Raw genomic sequence first — 23,085 nt, forward strand, 5'->3', positions numbered from 1 at the left:
ATTTTCTAATCTGTTACAACTCTTTTTCACCGGACTGGATATCGCCGCCTGTTGCGGCTTGACCGCATTTTCTAATCTGTTACAACTATCAGAAAGCTTGTAAAAACCCCATTTTAGTTGCGGCTTGACCGCATTTTCTAATCTGTTACAACCATAAATAAATGTGTCATAAGCGTCGTTTTGTTGCGGCTTGACCGCATTTTCTAATCTGTTACAACAAAAAAGCCCGATGCCGCTTTTGCTGTTCTGTTGCGGCTTGACCGCATTTTCTAATCTGTTACAACTCCACCCCCAACGCCCTGTATCGTCAAAACGTTGCGGCTTGACCGCATTTTCTAATCTGTTACAACTGTATTGTTTTGTTATATCTGTTGAAAACAGTTGTGGCTTGACCGCATTTTCTAATCTGTTACAACTCGTGCTTTGATATTGACGTTTGACGTTATGTTGCGGCTTGACCGCATTTTCTAATCTGTTACAACAGTATCAATCCGCCCTCGATAGATTGTATGTTGCGGCTTGACCGCATTTTCTAATCTGTTACAACCGATGTCCACTTAACCCTTTGTTTTATAAGGCTTAAGTGGATATTTTTTTGTAAAAAAATGCTGTTTTGCATTAAAATAACACCGGTAAATTTCGATTTTTTTGACGTATCTTCCAAGCTTTTCCTGAAAATCTTGCAAGATTTTCACATTGCTTGCCAATTCAGAAAGGTGGTTAGTCTCTCACTAATTGAAACACCTCCTGTAATTGGCATTTAGTAACAATGAGCAACCTATAATCAGTCCTTATCGTCTCTGCTGTTCCGGAAGTCACTCGCATACCCCATAAAATCGGGAGATTGATAATGATGAGCGAGCATCAAGGCAAAAAACGGATAACCGACATTCGATACAGAAGAAACCTGCCGCAAGCCATGACAATTTACAACGTATAAAACAAACAAATCCCGATAAAAATCAGCAAAAGAAGTATATCACAGAAAGGAAAGTAACACGCCGGGGAGCCGGAAATGCAATCCCCACATCGCTAAAAGCCATGGTGTTCCTTACTCGGCGCGCTCTCAATATAACAAAACGAGAGAAGCAAATCAACGAATAACGTAATTAACAAAGTAAATATCAAGTATAACAAGGTTTTAGCGGCGTTCCGTCGCAACTTGACCCCATTTTCTTATCTGTTACCAGCACAATCCAAAATCACCCAATCGGGCAATCACTAGCCGCACATTGACAACACATCGAACGGTAGTTAACGGCGTGTGTTTTTCGTGCCATGGGAAATCCGAGTTCCAAAAGAAAACGTTGGCCATACTTTGCCAAACAACAACACGCGGCGATTTTGGAAAGTAAAAAGGGCACGACTGTTTGCAAGGGCATTCCCGTCAAGTCGGAGTTTGTCCAGCCCGCGAGTTGTGGAGCGAACACATGAAGATAATAAGTTCAGTATCGTTCCCACAAATAGCGTCCAAGGTTAGCAATTTCCTGATTGGTTTGCATGTCGCGTGCCGCCAGAATGCGATCGTTGCGAAAGCTGCGCATAGCATTGCGTAAGGTGCAAAAGGCGTCAATATAGATTGTTGTTTTGCCGGCTATTCGATAGATATTCAGAGGCTCTATTACACGCTCGGTTATCACGCCGTCACTGTCAACATATTCAATCATAAATTCAAGACCGCCATTAATGCGACGGTTCATTGCCTCGACCCGTGTAACAAATTCTAAATTGTCGGGACGGATGGAAGTATCAATTAGATTGGTCTGATAATTCTGCCATGGTTCGGGATTGATGCGGTGATTGGTACGCTGTTTCATCACGTGCCCAAGCTTCGCTATTGCAGCGACGCAACACAGTATAAAGCCAACCAGAAGCCATATGCTCACTATCACATCCATTTTGTTCCTCCCCTTGCAATGCAACACCGGTTGAACATTTACACACACTAGCGTCGCTGCTTGCCCCCATTTGCTAATCTAATATAATTTAACCATCATAGTAATATTGACTTTAAATCGGGGTAACCAATGAAAAACTTGTCGCATCTCTTATAACAATTTCTCGTATAACAACATAATCCGTTATAATTACCGGTTTTGGAAAGTCAGAAAAACAAAAGCAAGAAGAAGCCGCAAAAGCGTTTTTATCGGTTAAACTCCGCAATGCCCCAAACAAGAGCTACTGAATATGTTACTGTTTCGTTTTCTTGATCCATTATTCTTAATCTTAAACATGTTCGCTGTGTTTATGTGGGGATTATATTTGCTTAATCCGTTTTTTGCATTTGTTCCATTTCACGTTGATACAGCACCGATTGCCCTTACTTTTTGGTTAATTGTCTATATCGCCGTTAAACGCTACTTCCGTCGCAAGCGTTGGATGAAATAACCTGCGGCTTGACCGCATTTTCTAATCTGTTACAACTATCAATATTTGCGATTTTGTTGCGGCTTGACCGCATTTTCTAATCTGTTACAACTTAGTGCGGGTTCATAATCGCGCAAGTTAGTTGCGGCTTGACCGCATTTTCTAATCTGTTACAACCATCAATGCGGCAATACCAATTGCCAAGGCGTTGCGGCTTGACCGCATTTTCTAATCTGTTACAACTAGTACTGCCAACTATTCCCCTACCCTTACAGTTGCGGCTTGACCGCATTTTCTAATCTGTTACAACTTGACGCGATTTTAACAATCGGCAACGAAAGTTGCGGCTTGACCGCATTTTCTAATCTGTTACAACGTTGCGAAAATTACTTCGAGTACTAGGAATGTTGCGGCTTGACCGCATTTTCTAATCTGTTACAACAAAATATATGCTGCCCACGCGAATGACCCGTTGCGGCTTGACCGCATTTTCTAATCTGTTACAACGGCGGTTATCATGATACCGGCTGCAATTGTGTTGCGGCTTGACCGCATTTTCTAATCTGTTACAACCAAGCGGCTATTATACATTTATCGCAACTAGTTGCGGCTTGACCGCATTTTCTAATCTGTTACAACGATGGGTGCGTCGTGCAAACAAAACGTGGTGTTGCGGCTTGACCGCATTTTCTAATCTGTTACAACCGAGCTAATAGAATTAAGGCTAGCTAGTCGGTTGCGGCTTGACCGCATTTTCTAATCTGTTACAACTAACCTGTATAGTTACGTTACGTCTTGATTGTTGCGGCTTGACCGCATTTTCTAATCTGTTACAACCGAAAATTTCGAACGTCGCTTCATGCGTGAGTTGCGGCTTGACCGCATTTTCTAATCTGTTACAACGTTCCAAAGAAACATCGTTAATTTCGATACGTTGCGGCTTGACCGCATTTTCTAATCTGTTACAACTGACGAAGCTGAAACCATCTTGACGCCGGTGTTGCGGCTTGACCGCATTTTCTAATCTGTTACAACGTATCTATACCAGATAGCCGATGGGCCGCGTGTTGCGGCTTGACCGCATTTTCTAATCTGTTACAACTTCACCAAAAAACAAGCGAATGGCTGAGGTGTTGCGGCTTGACCGCATCTTCTAATCTGTTACAACCGATGTCCACTTAACCCTTTGTTTTATAAGGTTTAAGTGGATATTTTTTTGTAAAAAAATACTGTTTTTCATTAAAATAACACCAATAAATTTCGATTTTTTTTGGCGTGTCTTCCACGTTTTGTCTGAAAATCTAACAATATTTTCACATAAGCACACGATCAATTTGCTTGTCCCGTAAGGCAAAAAAAATATCGAACTTTCATCGTTCGGGCAAGGTAGAAGTGGGCTTACCAATACAGGATAAGCCGACATGTTCGGGCTTGTTTTTACAAAGACCTCAAGCAATTTAGTGAACCGCTGTTTCGACTTTTTTAAGAAAGCTTTCCGTTGTTAAAATGCTGGTGAATGCGCCGTGCTACCTAACAAGCAGCCCGCTTTGATAAAGTGGGCTTAAGACAGCATGATAAACCTTAAGACAGCGAGTTAAACCGGTTTGTCGCATCCGGTTTGCTTTTGTCAATTTTTATGCGTGGCTAAAACTGAACGAGCCTGCACCACTCGGCCAGTCTAACCCAATCGGCTCGATTAAAACGGCCTTATCAGGCCTTTTTTATAAAAGGCCTGATTGTTCAACCAAGCTTTTAAGGCCTGCTTGTTCAGCCAAGCTTTTAAGGCCTCATTATTGAAGCGGGCATGTTCAGGCACATTTGCTCAACTGGCCGATCCATTTTTCGCGTTCGAGGACATAATTGTCGGCGATAACCAGACCGGAAACCAGCGAGTTTTGTTCGGATGTTCCGATATATTCAAAGCCCTGTTTTTCGATAACGCGGCGGGAAGCTTTATTGGCCGCAAAATTCGAGACATAGAGCGCATCAATATCGGTTGCGCGGAAAGCGGCATCAATCAGGCTGCCAACCGCTTCTGTTGCATAACCTTTATTCCAATAGGGTTTGCCAATCCAGTAACGCAGGCTCAGGCCTTCGCCCTCTTCGCGGTCCTTGATATGACAGGCGCCGATAAATGCGCCATCCTCGGCTTTTGTAATGGCATAGGCGCAATAGCCCATCTCGCCCGCCACCGAACGAAGAATGTATTCTGCTGCATGTTTTCGTGTGAATGGAAAAGGCACAGATTGAAGCATGGCAGATACATTCCGGTTGTTGGCGAGATCGGCAATGGCGTCCATGTCTTCTACATTGGGTGCGCGTAAAACAAGCCTTTCAGTTACCAGAACCGGGCAATCCAAGGTTCTGGGCGGCCTCTTTCTTATTTCTTCTAATAATTCAGTGCTCATAGTTACCTCCTGGAGCAATAGAAAAAGGGAAGGATGGTGTCCCATCTTTCCCTTTAATTTGCTTTGGAAGCTAACCGGGGTCCAATGGGACGCCGGTTTTATTTAAGAGCTCCGGCTTACTCTGCTGCCTCCGCCATCGGAATCACCGACACATAGGAGCGGTCATTCGCTTTGACGCAGAAAGATACTTTGCCCGCTTTAAGGGCAAATAATGTATGGTCTTTACCCATGCCGACATTTTCGCCAGGGTGCCATTGTGTGCCGCGTTGTCGGATAATGATGTTACCCGGAATAACTGCTTCACCACCAAATTTTTTAACGCCTAGGCGTTTTGATTCTGAATCGCGACCGTTACGCGAGGAACCACCAGCTTTTTTGTGTGCCATGGTTGTTCTCCTTTAATCTCTCTTACTCTTCCGACTTTTTAGCGGCTGCCTTTTTCGGCGCTGCTTTTTTTTCGGTTGTTTCTGTTTTGGCTTTCTTTGCAGCCGGTTTTTCAGCCTTTGGTGCTGCCTCTTTGGCGGCTACCGGTTTTGCTGCTTTTTCAGCCGGCTTTGTTGCAGCCTTGGAAGGCTTTGCACCACCTGTAAGAATTTCGGAAATGCGAATTGTGGTGAATTCCTGACGATGACCACGAATGCGCTTTGAATTCTGGCGGCGGCGCTTTTTGAAAGCAATAACTTTGCGTGCACGTGCCTGTTCAACAACCTCTGCTGTTACCAACGCGTCGGCAACCACAGGAGTTCCGATTGTTGCTGTTTCACCTTCGCCAACAACGAGAACCTGATTGAACTCCACAATATCACCGGCATTGCCAGCGACCTTTTCAACTTTCACAAGTTGGCTGGGGGAAACACGGTATTGTTTACCACCCGTCTTGATGACTGCGAACATTTTTTACCCTTTCGTTCCATCCGGATCTTGTCCAACACTTTCAAAGCGATGAGACAGCCCGTCTTTTTATCAGTCGTTAAAATTATCAGTCTTTTAAAATTTGCCAGCCCTAAAAAACCGACCGGCATAATTTTAGACAAGTGCAGATACACTTCTTTACACAAATGTAGACACACTACGCCTTTGGCCGATTTATGCAGAAGTTTTCTTCACTTGTCAATCGACCAGCTTTAAAAAACCGGAAAGCTTTTTGTGAATTAACCGGCAATCATGGCGAAAAACCGGATGCATTTGACAACAAACCATTTTTTGTCGGGCAAACAGCAAAAGAGCCGGAAAACTCTGATGCTTTTAAAAAAACGCGCCCGTGGCCTCGCGCAAAATGAACAAAACAGATTTGAAAGGGTGAACGGAATTTTCCAAAAATTAAAAAAAGGGGCTTGTGTCAAAGCCAATTGCCAGCTATTTAGCCGCTAACGCGCTCGGATATTTGTTTATCAAATAAAGTTCGCCTTTATGGAGAGGTGGCTGAGTGGTTGAAAGCACCGCACTCGAAATGCGGCATAGGGGCAACTCTATCGGGGGTTCAAATCCCTCCCTCTCCGCCATGATTTTCCTTTTCTTTTGAAACGACTTCTTTAGTTATGCACCCGTTCGGAATGGCCGCGCTTGACCGCATTTTCTAATCTGTTACAACCGGCTTCCAATGGATTGTTTTGGCGCATGTGTTGCGGCTTGACCGCATTTTCTAATCTGTTACAACATGGAATGCCATTGATGCCCCTGCCTTTAGGTTGCGGCTTGACCGCATTTTCTAATCTGTTACAACGTGCTCAACAGTCTGAGACGCGCCTGATCTAGTTGCGGCTTGACCGCATTTTCTAATCTGTTACAACAAACAAAGGAATAACGATGATGTCTCGCGTGTTGCGGCTTGACCGCATTTTCTAATCTGTTACAACAATTTTGCTTAACTGCACCGCTGCAAAACCGTTGCGGCTTGACCGCATTTTCTAATCTGTTACAACGAAGCGGTTGATTATTGCGAGAAGCTTAACGTTGCGGCTTGACCGCATTTTCTAATCTGTTACAACCTGTCATGACTATTCGTGCGTCACCCCATGGTTGCGGCTTGACCGCATTTTCTAATCTGTTACAACTTGGTGGATTATACCTAACCTTCTTGTATGAGTTGCGGCTTGACCGCATTTTCTAATCTGTTACAACCTGTAGGTCTCGTCACTATCACTGCTTCTGGTTGCGGCTTGACCGCATTTTCTAATCTGTTACAACCAAAAGCTGAATTGATTACTGAATATTCTAGTTGCGGCTTGACCGCATTTTCTAATCTGTTACAACTGAACCGGTAACGGCGAACAAGCTTGATAGGTTGCGGCTTGACCGCATTTTCTAATCTGTTACAACGGGAGTAATAAAACCCCCCCTGTCGGGCGAGTTGCGGCTTGACCGCATTTTCTAATCTGTTACAACAAACGCATGGTTGATTTCAAGTATCCTGTAGTTGCGGCTTGACCGCATTTTCTAATCTGTTACAACCGATGTCCACTTAACCCTTTGTTTTATAAGGTTTAAGTGGACATTTTTTTTAAAAAAAATGCTGTTTTTCATTAAAATAACACCAGTTGGGCGGGATTTTTTTGACGTTTCCTACGTGCTTGATCGGAAAATCTTACGATATTTTCATATTGCTTGTCGGTAAATTGGAAAATATAGATGTTCCCTCGTTCAGGCAAGGAGGATTCGATCTTCCTGACATAAGATTCGAATTGTTCTTTTCCGTTACAGAAACGCAGATAATTCGAGAACTGGCTCATCTCGAAGCCAATATCCAACAAAAATTGTCTGAATTTCGTTGCGTCGTGGCGCTGTTTTCTTGTCTCTACCGGTAAGTCGAAAGTAACTAATATCCACATTAATCGATACCCGCTTAAATGTTTAGGACCCGATGTTGCACGCTCAAGATAGGCTGTCATAATTGTCATTTTCTCCCCATGCGTCATCAATTTGGACCGGATCGTTTTGCAAAGAAAAAATTGAACGCTCATCAGGTAAAGCCAACTTGACCTTTCCCGTTTCAAAACTTTCCGCAACCGAATGTACAAAGTATTGAACTTGCTGGCTGACAGGCGACGTTCCCACATGACTTTTCAAATCAAGTGTTGAAAGTGAAGCAAGATAAGTTTTTACCTCGGCATCAACTTTTGTTTTTCCTTGGGTAAGCAGGTGGAAGACCAGGCGATCAACAAAAGGACGATAAGGTTCCATCAAATCATCAGCAAGCGCGAAGGCGTTGGCACGATGTGAATGAAAAACGCCCAATGTTGGATGGAGGCCACCAGCACAAATAGCGCGTGAAACAAGTGCACGTAGAACGATGTAACCATAATTTAAAAGGCTGTTGACACCTCCTTGTGCTATGTCACGCTTGAAGGCGGTTCCGAATAATGCTTTCCAATATTTTCGGGCGGCCTGTGCTTCCTTATTTTCCGGGTCACCGCTACGCACCTGACGGGCAATGGAGACAAAAGCCGCCCCCTCTTTGCCACAAGCTTTGAGCACTGCGCCTTGTAGCCTGATTTTACAACGAACGATTTCTGCCCAAATCTGTTTTTGTATCGGCTTTGGTGCCGAAGCCTGCGCTTTCATCCGCACAGCTTGAACAGAATGGCCTTCTACCGGCCAAACGATAGCAACCGGACGGTGGTTATTTCCACATAAAACGATTGGAATAGAACGTTCGGACAATTCGATAAAGACGTGATTTGTCCAGCTCAAACCATAAGAATGAGTAATTAAGGCTCCAATATCATCAAGCGCAACCCGCCCCACTTCCGCTTCTCGATTGGAAATGGTTAAAAAACCTCTTTTTATGGCAAGGTGTAAGCCATCGGCAGTAATGTCAACTATTCTTTCCATGAAAAGAGCATGCCGCAAAACGGCATGTTCTCAACAGTTTTTTATAAACAGGGTTAATTTCCTATGACCTTGCCTGTTTGGACTCTCTGTCCTGCGCACCGGGGTCGAAAACGCGCCCCATTTCATCCACACGAATTTGCCGGAATTGCATTTTTTTCAACCCCGTTGCTGTTTTAACAGTCAATTTAAAGGGGTCGTTTTTGTTGGAATCCCTCGCCGATACATCCGCTTCATTATGGGGAGCAAAAAATATTTGACCGTTTTGACCGAATTTGACAATGCGGGCAATCACATGTCCTTTTTCCGGATCATTATAAGCCACCATATCATTTTGTTGCAGGCTCAACACTTTGCGCGCTGTGGGGTTATCTTTATGGAATTGCGAACTCCATTTTGGTTGGTGCGCGTCAAACGTTGAAACAACTTCGCTATTCCATTTGCCATCCAAAGTTTCCCAAACATCATAGCGATAGTTTGAATTTCCCATATAGCCTTTATAAGCTTTGCCATTTTTGTCTTTTATTTCAATGACATTACGAGGCAGGAGCACCCTGACATGGCGGATACCCTTATAAAGCTTATGGTCACGAGCAAAACGGAGCAAAGCTTCCTGAAATTCCTTTTTGTCCAAACCTTGCGTTGCACTATAAAGCTCGGCTTGTAAATTCTCGTCACGAATTGTTGGAATATCTTTACTTTCGAGCGACAAGAAATTCTCTCTCGTGACAACAAGTTTATTGTCCTTGTCATCCTTTTCATCGGTTAGGCCATAGGCTGTTTCATTGTGCAACTGTCCGGCGGTTTTACCCTTGCCTTGAGCGTAACCGGCACGGCTTATTGTGCCATGATCCTGCTTATGGCTGATGATGATTTTGTCGACAACGTCTTTCGCGTCGTTCCTGAAATTCTCCCACGGCAAAATTTCGGAAACTGCCTTTTTGACAAAATTCTCGAAATCTTCGCCCTCGAACCTTCCGGCAGCCGTTGCAATACGTTTTAAAAGCGAGCGCGTTGTGACGCCGATCACCATGGCATCAATGGCATGATGGCGGTGATCCTTACGGTTTTTAGGATGATTTGCGTTTTCATCAGCTTCAGCTGCAAGCAGAGAATTTAACCCCCAATTGCGACGAAGCAATTCTGTCAACTTGCCGGGAATTGCCCATACATGTTGAACTTTTTTGAACTCGCCATCCTCGTTCGCCTCTTCCCCCGGATAAAGGCTATCAAAATATTCGCGGGCAAGCTTTGCCAGATATTGGGTATCGGTCAATTGACGGGCAAGAAAGTCCCGATTTTCCTCGGCTTTTTTCATTGCACCGCGTGTAAAACGCCATTGCTTGTTTTTTGGCAATTTTTTAGCCCGCTCAATGATTTCATCATAATGATCTTGCCACTCTTTAACTTCGTCCGGAGCGCGATTGCGTTTCACTCTGTTTTCTTCGCGCAGACAAAGAATTTTATTGGCGTTACTATCATCAAGCGTGCTTGAAAAAGGCAATATATGATCGATTTCCACTTCCCCAGAAAACAGCATGGATATACTGATCGGCTTACCAGAATAAATTGAAACTCTATTCTCAGGATTTTCATCAAGTTCTTCCCAGAGTTTCAGCAATTGACGGTTATAACCATTGTCTCTTTTGCTAATTTCCCCAAGCTTTTCGGACCGTCTTATAGCTGCATCAGTGTTATTCTTGATCGTTTTATTAACTTTACGTTTTTGCTCTTGCGACAAGGGTAGATCGCGCGCAAGTTCAACCACAATTTGCCACGGCTTGCCATAAGCCTTGATGAGCCGGTTGGTGAGGCGACGAACCTGATTGAGCCCGATATGAACTGTGGGATTGGTGAGCCTGCCCTTATAAATGTCATAAATATCATTCTTGTCGCCGGTTCCCGGAACAATATGGCGTTCCAGAACCTCCTGATAGCGTGGCAACTCGTCCAATCCCTTCCAATTGCGATTTGCCAATGAATGATCGAAACCGCAACGATGGGCCGCTTCGGCTTCGCTAATCACATCCTTCTTCAATTGTTCCAGAATTCTGGATGTTGCTGTAATCCCGAAACGCCCATAACCGTCAGGCAGATTGGCATTGATGATTTCAGCCCGCTGTTCATCCGACAGTTTCGGGAATTTGCCCTTCAACCATTCTTCGAGTTTATCGGGATTTTCTTCATTATTGAGTTGGTCAATAATTTCGCGCTGTTGCTCTATTGAAAATTTTCCCCAATCGGCCCCGAAAAGTTCCGGTTTTGAAAAGACCGAATAGACTTCGTCGCCCGTTAGCTGCTTGCGATTTTCGGTTTCTTTATTAAAGCGCCCGCCTGCCGGAATTTTCAACGCTTTGCGAAGTGCCGCAAATGTTTTTGTTTTGGCCGGTCGCATCAATGTGATGAGTGTATCGCGCTCTTCCATGGTCAATTTGCGTTGCGACAGATCGGGAAGGATAATCGCCAATTCATTGATTTCTTTATAGAGGCGGAATTGTTGAAAAAGCGGGTCGTCTTTGGCAAGCCTTGTTTCGCCTTCAACCAAGGTGCAGAAGCCCACCTTCTGTTCTTTAAGCGGGCGCTGGAAAAACATGACATGGAACAATTCTTCTTCCCGCTCTTTTGTTAAAACATCGGGATAATATTCTGCCTGCGCTTGCCAGATTTTGTGAAACTCGTCTTCAAGCATGGAGCGTTCGGGATAAAAGGCATAAGCCTTATCCGTTAACGCTTCGGAATTGGCCCGAAGGCGCACAACATGCCCCTCTTCACGCCGTTTGGCAAGATAAGCGCCCAAAGTCGGTGCGTGGCTTTGGTGCATCAAGCCTGACAATTCTTCAATACCGACAGCAATTTTGCCTTTTTCATTGCTTTTACGGTCGGCTTTACGGTTGGATTTGAAGCCGCGCCTTTGTCCGATATGGAAAAGCGCGCGCGCCACATAGGCCAAAGGTAATTTTTCTTCAAGTGCCCGTGCTCTTAACGAATAGGGGTCGGTCTTTTTATCTGTAGAACCGGAGGGTTTGTCATTTGTTTCAACAAGTATTTTATCACGTGCGGCTTTATCTTCAGGCAAAAGGCCATAGCCTATCAATTTATCCAATGTTCTTTTCCTGCGACGGAGATAGCGGTCGCGCATGCGGGAAGCCGAACGAACGGTACGCCGCCTGACCGCTAACGGGTCGCCACTTTGCGGATCCCGACCATCGCTGAAAATACGTGCACCGGCATTGAGAATTTTTACCGCTTCCTGCTTGTTATTTAATTGAAAAACCGCCCAGCCGATAGAATTCGTGCCAATATCGAAAGAAAAACGAACATTGGAATAATTTTCTGCAGTCATAACCGCTCCCCTCACGCAAAATCGTTGAAAAATTTAAACAAGAAGAAAAAATAAGCAAGAATAAAAAACTATTGACAACTGGTTATTTTCATATAATTTAATGTTCACAGATTAGAAAATGCGGTCTGGCTGTTAACAAGCTAGATATGCACCAAATAAGACAGCTCCTTCGGGGGCTGTTTTTTATTGTACTGATGTTATTATATTCTTGAGTTTATTTGTGGGCGAGCTTCGTGCTTATTGACGTATTATTTATTTAGCGGATGAGATAAATCAGAAACATATTCAAACGGATTAAAATGCCGCCTCTTTCCGAACGTAACTTTTATGACAGATCAGGACTTATGAGACGGGTTTTTATAATTTCCGGCATAGAATATCAGCGTTATTTCTGACCGCAGCCGGTTTTGACCGGTTTGATTTTTTCACCCGCAATTTACCTGATTATTATAGTTTTACTTCGTTCTTGCGGTGGGTATGGTGCCAATCTCGATCAAAAAAAGACTGCATTCTGACCGATAATTTTTTACAAAATCGTATGATATTTCATCTGTCAGACTGTTAATCTTTTTCGACCGATGGCGCTGCCACTTTGGCCGATCCCCTGCCGTTCAATATAAATCTCGCGATTTTACCAGCATATTTTTGCGCTGGCTCATCAATGACGCGCGTAAATATATAAGCGATGATAAAACTGATTACGATTACGGCCAAGAGTGACAATATGCCGGATGTAATATGTGAAAATGTTCCGGCCAATTTAATGAAAATGAAATTCCCCATCGAAAATATTGTAATAACATGAACCGCATACAAGGAATATGAAATTCTGCCCAAAAAGCGGAATGGCATCAAAGATAAAAATTCTTTTATTTTTTCATTCGATAAAACGCACATCAAAAGCATTACCGCTCCGACAGCATGAAATGGTATAGTTTTTTCAAAGCTGTCAATTTGGATACCAACCAAATTACATAAATCAAGCGCGTCTTTTGCCCATTGGTCAACTGACCCCAGATAAATTGCCGGTATTATAAAAATCCAGTGTAATGGCGGACTGCGCCGGCTCAACATCATTCCGGTAATAAACAATGCAAAATAATAAGTATTGCCGTTATAAACAACGACAAACATCAATACCAAAGTTGCAATAGAAATTGGAATGAAATTCTTATAATCCCAAAAAAGTCTGATCATGACATAGACAATGATCGAACCGAACATTTCGATGTTTATCGTCCATAAAACGCCATTATAACTGTTCTGTCCCTTATAAACACCAATCAAACCTTCATAGAGCGCCCATAAAAATGAAGGCTTGAACTGATATTCATGAGCCATCCAATTGAAAACCGGGGCATAAGTTGCCATTTCGGACGTATAAAAACCAATTGTCTTCCATAAGAAATATGCAAGTATAACCGAAACGCAGACCGTTGGTGTCAACCGGAAATAACGTTTGATAATCATTTCACCGGCATGGTGATATTTATCACTTTTTGTTGCCGCGAAAGAAAGGACATAGCCCGACAATATGAAAAAAATACAAACCGCAAAATTACCGTTAAAAAAACGCATCAGATATTGATGTGTGCGACCGGTCACTTCCCAAGGCAGTGCCATCGCAATATAGACATTTGCATGGAAGAGGAGAACTGAAAAAGCTGCTAAACCTCTTAAACCGTCAAGGTAACTTTTTCGCACAGCTATACCGCCTTAGTTGGTTTCGTTTGCAAAGGCTATAAAGGAGAATTGCATTCATCGCAATCGCAAAAATTTCTCGGAACTCAAATAGATTTGTCTTCTTTCATCCTGTTATATCTATTTTTAAATTTGTTAATAAATATATATTGAATCTTTCCTATTAAGATAAAAATAATAATTTAAAATTTTTGTATTATTGCAATTAAATTATCATTTTATGTATTGAAAAGAAATTTATATTATAAATATTTATAAATTGCGATTTATTGAACGAACACATTCAACATAATTAAATCGACACAACTATAGATTTATGGATATCAGCAATTTTTGTGGCGGGCATCTTGATGCGACCTATTCCGGTAAGTCGGTTCAAACGCGCCGAAAATTTGCTTCACCATTTATCTCACTAATCATTATGCGTCGTTTTCTTTTCAAACGCATTGCTTTTGATATTTTCATGACGACATGGAAAATGTTTAGAAAACGCTTCAGCGATCACATTCGGCAGACGTTGGAAGAGTCGTCATTTACTCGCTTCAATCATTGCCAGAGTTATAGTATTCAACCTTATTGCCTATGATTATAACTTCCACGTGTTTTGTGGGCCCGTTTTTTTAAATACTTATTTTTGAATCACAATGCGTTTTGCTGACGCAACCGGCGGTAAATATCCGGCTTTTTTTAAATTCTTTCCTGTCAAAAAAACGCGTAATGACTATTTGTGAAATTGACGACATTTTTGCGTAAAACGACAATTTTTTAAAGCAGCAGCTGGCAGGCGATCACCACATGAAAAAATCAACCGACATGTCTATGACGACAATCCGTTTTTTGTGGCCTAAACTATATTGTTTGATGGCGGTTTTCATTGTCGTTCTGTTGTTGAGTTTGTCTATATCGAAGCCGGAAGCGATAGCCGGTGAGGATTTTTCCGATTACACATTGGACAAGGTGGTGGTTTTAATGCGCCATGGCGTGCGCCCGCAAAACGACACTGCAAAACTCGATCAAGCAACCGGCAAGAAATGGCCGCAATGGTTAGTTCCCGACGGCAATTTGAGCGGTCATGGCTATGCGGGAATTGTCGACCAATCCCGCTATATGTTTGAAAACTGGAAAAGCGAAGGCCTTGCACCCTCTTCCCCTTGTCCGACGACAAGAGAAGTCTTTATCCGGGCAAGCCCGATCGAGCGGACTGTTGCAACAGCGCAAGCTTTAACCGACGGTATGTTTCCCGGATGCGGTATAACGCCAAGCCATTTGCCGCTTCAAAAAAAAGACCCGCTTTTTCAGGCTGTGGAAATGGGGTTAGCGCAACCCGACCCGAAAAAAGTTGAAGATGAAGTGATGGAAGCTATGGGCGGTTCGCCCGAAAAAGCGGCACAAAAATATGCCGATGATGTGGAGTGGTTGCGCCAATCCGTGTGTGGCACAGGCGTGACAGACTGCCAATTTCTTGATGAAAAATGGGGCCTCAAAAAGACAAAATCCGGAAAATATAAATTGACCGGCCCGGTCTCGGCTGCCAGTGCAATTTCGGAAACAATCCGCTTGCAATATAGTGAAGGATTGCCCCTTCAAGAGGTGGCATTCGGGCACGTAAAAAATGCGGGCGATGTGTTGAAACTCATGAGCCTCCATGCGGCAAAATATGATCTTCTCGACAATACAATGGAAATTGCAAGAACCGGCGGCAATATTTTAATGCATGAAATAACTGACAGCCTTACTGCCGGTAGCGTGGCGGAAAACAAAGAGAGCTTTCCGGAACTCGGGTTCCCCCTTGTTATATTTGTCGGCCATGACACCAATATTTCACAAATCAAAACCATATTGGATTTTCATTGGAAACTTGCTTCCTATCCGCCAGACGATATTCCCCCCGGTGGCATGCTGATATTCAAGCGTTATAAAAATAACAAAACCGGCCGTTTAGCCGTGCAATTGTCATTTGCTGCCCGAACACTTGATGAATGGCGGTTTCTAACGCCGCTTTCCGAGAAAAACCCGATTGCCCGCGAAATTTATACCAATCCGGAATGCAGTTTATCCGGAAAAGATGAAAAAGACAGAATGGACGATAAAGGGGGTAAAACGCAGGAAAAAGCAAAGAGTGCTGAAGTACTAGAGAAACAGGATAACGCTCGACTAGCTGAAAAAAATAAGAGTACGAAAAATGCCGCTCTTGAACTTGGAAGTCTTTGTGACCTTGAAACTTTTGTAAGCCTTTATCGCGATAAACTTGACGATATTCCCGATGACCTTCCGCTGTTCAAATGAGTTTTTATCGGTTTGAAGACAATGTTCCGATTTGTTTGAAGAGGCGCGACATTTTGTTTGAAGAGGCGTTGCGTGTTTGGCAAAAAGAAGCGGATTTTGCTCAAGGTCATTTTGTTGCGGTTTTTTGAAAATCAGGCAAGCTACAAACAATCGCAAAACAGTTGAAAGGGTTTAAAAGACTTTTGCAGCGCAATTTTCAAGTGGCTTTTCCGGAAAGATTTTCCCCCACCCCAACCAAAAAGATTGGATTGTTCTGACTAACATTTCCCGCTTTCAAAATTGGCGGGATTGGCAGAATTTCGGTTTTTTGAAAAGAACCGGCTATTGATCGCTCTTTGTAGCACGGGCTTTTCGCGGCTGTTTTTTATGATAGAGCAGCGTTTTAAGGGCAGAGCGTGCGGCAACAACGTCAATATTTGCCTTGATGACTTCTTCAAGTTTGCTGCCTTCCGAATAATTTGCCGGTAAGACACATTGGACACGACCATCCGCTATATATTTCGACGCCGTTTCGTGTGCGCCATTTTTATTGGCTTTATAAACCGCAATAGAAAGCCCGCCCTGATCTTTGACAAGGCGAAAACAGGGAACATCTGTTGTTCCGTCGCCAATATAGACCATATTTTCAAAGGGAACGGGACGGTCTGCCTTGTTCACATATTGATTGACCTTGACATCGTCGCTCAGATCGAACGCGCCTTTGTTGATGCGAAAAAGATATTGTGTTTTGGTTGTGTAATTGACGGCCAAGGCCGGTGAAAAAGCAACACCATTTGCGTCGAACAAGAATTTGGATGCGTAAATTTCAGTAAACTCTTTTGCGATCGCCGTTCCGGCAATAATTTCATAATTCCCTGAAGAAAGCAGATAATGTTTAACCTCCACACCTTTTGATTTTCCGTAAACATTGATGCGTTGGAACCAGCTTTCGACACCTTTGAACAATTTGACTGCTTCGCCAAGTTTCTTGAAATCTTCACGTCGCACCGGAACTTCGGCGGCATCGGCTTTGCGGAGCATCCGGCTCATATAGATGAGCACATTATCGCCCTGATTTTCCTTTGCCAGTTGATTGACCTCTTCCCAGAAGTCCTTCGGCTTCATACCGATATTGGGCAAAAATTGCGCTTCTTGCATGTTACCGTCGGCCAATGTGCCATCAAAGTCATAGGCGATTGCCATTTCCGGTTTGTTATTTGTCATCAATTTTGCCTTTCAGATTGCCTTTATGGCTAGCGTTTTCAATGCTTTTTCAAAAGCCCGCCACGGTGCGCACCGTTTAATAAAATCTCTCACCGGAAAAAAAGCAAGTAAAGGCAATGTTTCCATTGTATTTCTTTATTCAACAACGTTTCCACAACTCGAAATTATAGAATTGCGCTTCTATAGCTCAGGATAAAGACCGGACATTTTTAATGCCGGTCATAAACTCTCGCGTCCCAATTTTAAAAAACAAAATGACAATTTTAAAAAACAAAATGAATTGAGTGGAACGAATTTTTTTGGCCTACCAAATGAAGGGATTGAAACTTTTTTCAGATAAGCTGTTCTAAATGACTATCGCCGAAATGCCGGATTTACTCGTGCCGATTGAAAGCAGGTCTGACCGGCGAAGAACTCTGAGCGTGTCACCGTTAAGGCGCTTTTTTTTAAAAAAACGGTTCCGGTTTGTGACCACAGGCCCGAAACAAAATTTTGAAAAGCTCGTTTTAATCTATCACTTTCCGCATGAAACCACTTTCCGCATGAAACCGCTTTCCGCATGAAAACATTTTCCGCCATAAAACCATATGGCGGAAAGGAATGCGTGCCGTTCAGGCCTTTTTTTCTGCCGCAACAAGCGGTTGTTTTAAAATGCCAAGCACAATCGTGGTAACAATTGTACCAATTATCAGAGCTGCAAAATAGCCGATATAATTGATAACGACACCTGGAATAAAGGCAAGGAATATGCCGCCATGGGGTGCGCGGAGGCCCGTGCCAAGCCCCAAAGCGACAGCACCGGCAACAGCCGAGCCTACAACAAGCGCGGGAATGACACGGAACGGGTCGCGTGCGGCGAAAGGAATGGATCCTTCGCTGATGAAAGCAAGCCCCAGAATGAAGGTTGATACTTTCGAGGAGCGTTCGTCGGTTGTAAAGCGGTTGGGGAAAATCCATGCAGCAAGTGCCAAAGCCATGGGCGGAGTCATACCGGCAATCATGGTTGCGGCAATCGGCCCGTAAACGCCAGATGAAATGAGTGCAACCGAAGTTGCATAGGCTGCCTTGTTGACCGGCCCGCCCATATCAACCGCCATCATGCCGCCGATAATGGCACCGAGGAGATAGGCATTGGTGCCTTGCAGGCCTTTGAGCCATTCGGTCAAGAAATTAAGAAGTGCTGCGACCGGCGTTCCGATAGCAAACATCATCAACAGGCCGGTTATCAATGTGGCAATGAGTGGCAAAACCAGAACCGGCATCAAGCCTTGCAAGCTTTTGGGCAATTTTATCCATTTGATTGCAAGGCGAACCGAATAACCGGCAATGAAACCGGCAAAAATGCCTCCAATGAAACCGGCGCCGATATTTTGCGACAGTAACCCGCCGATCATTCCCGGTGCAATGCCCGGCCGGTCGGCAATCGAATAGGCAATAAAGCCGGCAAGTGCGGGCACCATCAAGGCAAAACCGCCTTTGGAGCCGATGACAAAAAGTGCATTGGCAAATGTGCCTTCCTGACTGGTGACACCAACGCCGCCAATGGCAAAGGACAATGCAATCAACAGGCCACCGGCAACAACAAAGGGAAGCATGTAGGAGACACCGGTCATCAAATGCTTGTAGACACCACCGGCCGTTTCACTGCTTTCAGCGCTTTCCCCTTCCTGAACCGCTTTCTGCTTTTGCACTTCGGCGCTTTCAATGGCCTTTTTTATTAAAGCTTGACCATTATTGATAGCCGGTTTTGTCGGGCAGGAATAAACGCGTTTTCCCGCAAAACGGGTGCGGTCAACCTCGCGGTCGGCGGCAATAATAACAAGATCGGCTGCGGCTATTTCGGCTGCTGTCAAAGGTGTACCGGCACCAACCGACCCTTGCGTTTCAACCCTGATTTCATGGCCCAAAGCTTTGGCCGCTTCTGTCAACCCCTCGGCTGCCATGAATGTGTGGGCAATGCCTGTCGGGCAGGATGTCACAGCAACAATTTTAAGACTGCGATTGGCGCCATTCAAATCCTGACGAAAATCATCGGAACCGGCTGTTTTTTCTGTTCCGTTTTTTGCCCGACCATTTTCGCCAGCCCCCCCGAAAATAATGGCAGAAGGGTTTTTGAAAAGTTCTTCAAATGTGACCCTTTGCAATTGCCCTTTGAAGCTTTTGATATGATCGCTTTGCCAATCATGATTGTTGCTGACAAGCAGCAATGTATCGGAACCGGCATCTTTGGGAATGCGCGGCAAAGTTCCCGTCTCGACGATTTCAAGGCTTAAAACTGCGCCCCTTTCGCTTGCGGCTTTTTGAAGAACTTCGCGAGCAAGCAAACTATGCACACCACCGCCCGCACCATCTATCAAGGCTATCAAAGTCATGTTCTTCTCCTCGTTCAAATGCGGCGATCAACCGACCCGCCGACATTCTACCTTTTGAGCCAAATTTTCGATTATCGTCTTTTCCGGCAAAGCCGGTCCGAATTTTTGAAGTTTGCCAACCGCAAAGGCTGTGCCAAGGCGTGCAATATCTTCAAGTTTTGCATTGTCGGAAATGCTTTTTGCAATGCCTGCAACCATGGCATCACCCGCCCCGACTGTGCTTTTGACGCCCGAAAGCAAATATTGCGCGTGGATTGCCCCTTCACGGGAAACAAAAAGCCCGCCTTTTTCGCCCATAGAGACAACAACAAGCTTCATTCCACGGTCAATCAACGAGCGGGCAATGTTTAAAACCTCGCCTTCATTTTCAAGCTTTTGACCGCAAAAGGCCGAAAGCTCGTCAATATTGGGTTTGATAGCAAGGGGAAGTTTTTCCGCTTTCAACAATTCCTGAAGCGCTTTTCCGCTGCAATCGACAATGATTTTTGCGCTACTTGCCGCCCTTTCAACCTCGTTTCTATAAAAACGCGGATCCATTTTCGGGGGAAGGCTGCCACTCATGACAATAAGCGCGCCTTCGGCAATGAAATCATCGACAATATTTTGCAATTTTGCGATTTCTTCCACCGTCGGGCTTACGCCTTGCAAATTGATGTCGGTGGTTTCGCCCTCGTCAACGATTTTGATATTGGTGCGCGTTTCCCCCTCATAGCGGATAAAGCGGTCTTCGATATGATGGCTTTGAAAAAGCTCTTCAAAAAGCCGGCTATTGGCGCTTCCAAGAAAACCGGTGACCGCCGTTTCAACAGAAAAATCGGCAAGACAGGCTGCCACATTAATACCCTTGCCGCCCGCATTGAAACGTGCTTCTTCGGCACGGTGGACATGCCCGCGTTCAAGCTTTTTCAAATGGATTGTTTCATCAATTGCCGGATTGACGGTGAGTGTTGCAATTTTCATGACTTGGCCTCGTCAAGGGCGCGAACCTCTTCGGCGGTTTCACATTGCAAAGCCTTGTTGGCAAGCTTGCGCATATCGGCAAGGCTTTTTGCCCTGAGCCTTGCCTTGACGGTTGCAATATCACGCGGGGTCATCGACAATTCATTGACACCAAGGCCGGAAAGCAACATCGCCCCGAACGGGTCACCGGCAATGCCGCCGCAAACGCCTACCCATTTGCCCGCTTTTTCTGCCCCTGAAACGGTTCTTTCCACCATGCGCAAAACCGCAGGGTCAAGGCTGTCGGCTTCGGCCGCAAGATCGGGATTTTGCCGGTCAACCGCCATGGTATATTGGGTGAGATCATTGGTGCCGATGGAAAAGAAATCGACATGGGGGGCAAAAATATCGGCCATAATGGCAGCCGCCGGTACTTCGATCATAATGCCGATTTTCAACACCGGTGCAGCAAGATCTTTGCGGATTTCTTCGGCAAGCGTTTTCAACTCTTTAATTTCGTTCACCGACATAATCATCGGAAACATAATCCACGGATCCCCGCCTTCTTTGGCGGCGCGATAAATTGCGCGCAATTGCGGCACCAGCAGATCTTTTCTGCGTAATAAAAGCCGCGCGCCCCTCACGCCCAAAAACGGATTATCTTCTTTCGGTAAATCAAGATGGGCAACCTGTTTGTCGCCACCAATATCGAGCGCCCTGATAATAAGCGATTTACCGCCCAATGCCGAAAGCATATCGCGATAAACCTTATATTGCGTCTCCTCGTCGGGCGTTTCGGTGCTTTCCAGAAACAAAAATTCCGTGCGCATCAGCCCCACACCTTCAGCCCCTTCATCCAATGCAAAGGCAACCTGATCGGGGCGGTTGATATTGGCGGCAATGTCGATCACATGGCCGTCGGTGGTTTTTGCGGGCTTGGCGCGTTCGGCAACTTCTTTTTCACGCTCTTCTGCCAATTTGACGATTTGCTTTTGTGCAGCCTCGACATCTTCCTTCGTGGGCGAAAGATATAAAATGCCGTTATAGCCGTCGACAATCGCGCTCTCGCCATTCTTTGCTTCAAAAACCTTGTTTCCCGCCGCAACCAGCGCAGGGATTCCCAAAGTGCGCGCAAGAATGGCGGTGTGCGAGGTTGGCCCGCCCGATGCCGTGATGAGACCGTGGACTTTTTCAGGGTTCAGATTGGCCGTATCGGAGGGTGTTAAATCTTCCGCAACAATAATTGCCCCTTCACCGATATTCTCGAACGAGCCTTTGGCATAAAGCGGGTCGATCTCGGCAAGGACACGCCCGCCGACATCGCGCAAATCCACCGCGCGGGCGGCAAGCAAAGGATTATCCATATGTTGAAGCGCATTGGCCGCCTCTTCGACCGCCTTGTTCCAGCTCCATGCCACGCCATGGCCTTCCGCCATCAAATGACAGGCAGAAGAGATAAGATTATCATCATCAAGAAGGGTGGCCTGTGCCTTGAAAATGGCAGCATCCGACGCGCCGATACGACGGGTCACATCATCGACAATCGCTTTCATCTTGTCTTTGGTGCGCCCCAAAGCGTTTTCAAGCCGTGCGGCATCTTCAGAAAGTTTGCCGGGCTTATCTTCGACCTCACCCGCCCCGTTTTCCAGAATGAAAATTGTACCAACCGAAAGACCGGGGCTTGCCGAAAGGCCGTCAATTCCCGTTTTTCCTGAAGGTGGCCGGAAGCCATAAATTTTCTTCGGTTTCACTTCCGCTTTTTCGGCTGCTTCCTTCTCGCTCAAGGTGATTTTTCTTGCCATTAAAACCGCATCACCCAGAAGCTCTTCACCATTTTCCGCGTCGGTTGAAAAAACAAGCGTGTCACCATTTTTCCCGCCCAGTTGCAAAAGACCGGCAAGGCTTGTCATATCGGCCTGACTATTGCCATTGCGGACGAGAATTTTTTGCCCGCTTTTTTTGGCAAATTCCACCCAGATCGACGCCGGACGCGCATGAAGACCCGACGGATAATCAAGAACCCATTCTTTGGTTACTTGAAGATCGGCGGCCTCACTTTCCGGTGCATCGTCATTTTCGACAAGGGCTGCCATAATGGCCGATTTGTCGCCCGTCGTTTCAAGTTTTTGCAACGCGTCGGGATGGCTAAGAAGACGGGTCAACCTTTTTAAAATTTCGATATGACCATCGGAATTGGCGGCGATAGCAAAAATCAATTTTGCCTTTTCGCCATTTTGCCAGTCCACCCCGTTTGGAACCTGAATAACCGAAATCGCATCACGGTTGACAAGGTTGCGGTCTTCCACCATGCCATGGGGAATGACAACGCCCGAACCAAGCCACGTATTGGCAACCTTTTCACGCGCCAACATGCTTTTTCCATAAGCCGGTTCAATTGCGCCTTCATCAACAAGCAGTTGAGCTGCGGCAAGAATGGCCGACTCCTTGTCGGGAAAATCCGCATTCAACAAAATTGCATTTTCGGAAAGAATTGCTGTCTTTTCAGATGCTGCTGCCACGGGTTTCCTCCCTTGGGCTTTTCAAAATGAATTGAAAACGTTTTCTTGAAAAATATCAAGCAACTGTTTAATTCTGTCATATAATTCTACAGCAAATTCTGGAAACGTTTTCAAGGAAA

13 protein-coding genes, 1 tRNA gene and 3 CRISPR repeat arrays are annotated in these 23,085 nt (G+C 44.9%); of the genes, 2 read left to right on the top strand and 12 right to left on the bottom strand.

What is annotated here, in order from left to right; translation table 11 throughout:
- Positions 1 to 50 precede the first annotated feature (50 nt).
- Positions 51 to 547: direct repeats of the CRISPR family, unit length 36 nt; unit sequence GTTGCGGCTTGACCGCATTTTCTAATCTGTTACAAC.
- An 898-nt stretch (positions 548 to 1,445) separates the two neighbouring features.
- The 4 genes from H3S94_RS09965 to rplU all read right to left on the bottom strand — a co-directional run bounded on the left by H3S94_RS09965 (position 1,446) and on the right by rplU (position 5,669).
- On the bottom strand, positions 1,446 to 1,898 hold the full coding sequence (locus H3S94_RS09965) for a WYL domain-containing protein (protein WP_198240938.1): 453 nt from the start codon (positions 1,896 to 1,898) through the stop codon (positions 1,446 to 1,448).
- 490 nt (positions 1,899 to 2,388) lie between these two features.
- Positions 2,389 to 3,535: a CRISPR direct-repeat array (repeat unit 36 nt; unit sequence GTTGCGGCTTGACCGCATTTTCTAATCTGTTACAAC).
- 640 nt (positions 3,536 to 4,175) lie between these two features.
- Positions 4,176 to 4,775 carry a GNAT family N-acetyltransferase gene (locus H3S94_RS09970; RefSeq protein WP_225868304.1) on the bottom strand — a complete coding sequence of 200 codons (600 nt, stop codon included), beginning with the start codon at positions 4,773 to 4,775 and terminating at the stop codon, positions 4,176 to 4,178.
- Between the two features lie 116 nt (positions 4,776 to 4,891).
- Positions 4,892 to 5,161 (bottom strand): 50S ribosomal protein L27, encoded by a 270-nt coding sequence (gene rpmA, locus H3S94_RS09975; protein ID WP_075868982.1) that lies wholly within the window; start codon positions 5,159 to 5,161, stop codon positions 4,892 to 4,894.
- A 22-nt stretch (positions 5,162 to 5,183) separates the two neighbouring features.
- A complete protein-coding gene (gene rplU / locus H3S94_RS09980; protein ID WP_075914085.1) occupies positions 5,184 to 5,669 on the bottom strand; it encodes a 50S ribosomal protein L21 in 486 nt (161 codons plus the stop codon).
- A 518-nt stretch (positions 5,670 to 6,187) separates the two neighbouring features.
- Between rplU and H3S94_RS09985 the strand changes: the two genes are divergently transcribed.
- Positions 6,188 to 6,277, top strand: a tRNA-Ser gene (locus tag H3S94_RS09985).
- 53 nt (positions 6,278 to 6,330) lie between these two features.
- Positions 6,331 to 7,226: direct repeats of the CRISPR family, unit length 36 nt; unit sequence GTTGCGGCTTGACCGCATTTTCTAATCTGTTACAAC.
- 71 nt (positions 7,227 to 7,297) lie between these two features.
- On the opposite strand, the gene cas2 is transcribed toward H3S94_RS09985, so the two are convergent.
- From cas2 to H3S94_RS10005, 4 genes are all read right to left on the bottom strand, one after another.
- Positions 7,298 to 7,663, bottom strand: coding sequence for a CRISPR-associated endonuclease Cas2 (gene cas2, locus H3S94_RS09990; RefSeq protein ID WP_246786476.1), 366 nt, complete (start codon positions 7,661 to 7,663; stop codon positions 7,298 to 7,300).
- On the bottom strand, positions 7,647 to 8,606 hold the full coding sequence (gene cas1, locus H3S94_RS09995) for a type II CRISPR-associated endonuclease Cas1 (protein ID WP_198240939.1): 960 nt from the start codon (positions 8,604 to 8,606) through the stop codon (positions 7,647 to 7,649). The genes cas2 and cas1 overlap by 17 nt, the downstream gene beginning before the upstream one ends.
- Positions 8,607 to 8,667: 61 nt before the next feature.
- Positions 8,668 to 11,946: a type II CRISPR RNA-guided endonuclease Cas9 gene (gene cas9 / locus H3S94_RS10000; RefSeq protein WP_210328016.1), complete on the bottom strand. Its 3,279-nt coding sequence runs from the start codon at positions 11,944 to 11,946 to the stop codon at positions 8,668 to 8,670.
- Between the two features lie 561 nt (positions 11,947 to 12,507).
- Positions 12,508 to 13,650 (bottom strand): acyltransferase, encoded by a 1,143-nt coding sequence (locus tag H3S94_RS10005; protein WP_198240940.1) that lies wholly within the window; start codon positions 13,648 to 13,650, stop codon positions 12,508 to 12,510.
- A 792-nt stretch (positions 13,651 to 14,442) separates the two neighbouring features.
- Here H3S94_RS10005 and H3S94_RS10010 point away from each other — a divergent pair.
- Positions 14,443 to 15,933, top strand: a complete 1,491-nt coding sequence (locus H3S94_RS10010; protein WP_198240941.1) for a histidine-type phosphatase — start codon at positions 14,443 to 14,445, stop codon at positions 15,931 to 15,933.
- Positions 15,934 to 16,254: 321 nt separating this feature from the next.
- On the opposite strand, the gene H3S94_RS10015 is transcribed toward H3S94_RS10010, so the two are convergent.
- From H3S94_RS10015 to ptsP, 4 genes are all read right to left on the bottom strand, one after another.
- On the bottom strand, positions 16,255 to 17,136 hold the full coding sequence (locus H3S94_RS10015) for an HAD family hydrolase (RefSeq protein WP_198240942.1): 882 nt from the start codon (positions 17,134 to 17,136) through the stop codon (positions 16,255 to 16,257).
- A gap of 611 nt (positions 17,137 to 17,747) precedes the next feature.
- Complete coding sequence (locus H3S94_RS12010; protein WP_198240943.1) at positions 17,748 to 19,508, bottom strand: PTS fructose transporter subunit IIC; 1,761 nt, start codon at positions 19,506 to 19,508, stop codon at positions 17,748 to 17,750.
- Positions 19,509 to 19,535: 27 nt separating this feature from the next.
- A complete protein-coding gene (gene pfkB, locus H3S94_RS10025; protein ID WP_198240944.1) occupies positions 19,536 to 20,468 on the bottom strand; it encodes a 1-phosphofructokinase in 933 nt (310 codons plus the stop codon).
- Positions 20,465 to 22,966, bottom strand: a complete 2,502-nt coding sequence (ptsP, locus tag H3S94_RS10030) for a phosphoenolpyruvate--protein phosphotransferase (protein ID WP_198240945.1) — start codon at positions 22,964 to 22,966, stop codon at positions 20,465 to 20,467. Before ptsP ends, pfkB begins: the two co-directional genes overlap by 4 nt.
- Positions 22,967 to 23,085 lie beyond the last annotated feature (119 nt).

This window comes from Bartonella sp. B10834G3 (assembly GCF_016102505.1).
GTDB classification, from domain to species: domain Bacteria; phylum Pseudomonadota; class Alphaproteobacteria; order Rhizobiales; family Rhizobiaceae; genus Bartonella; species Bartonella choladocola.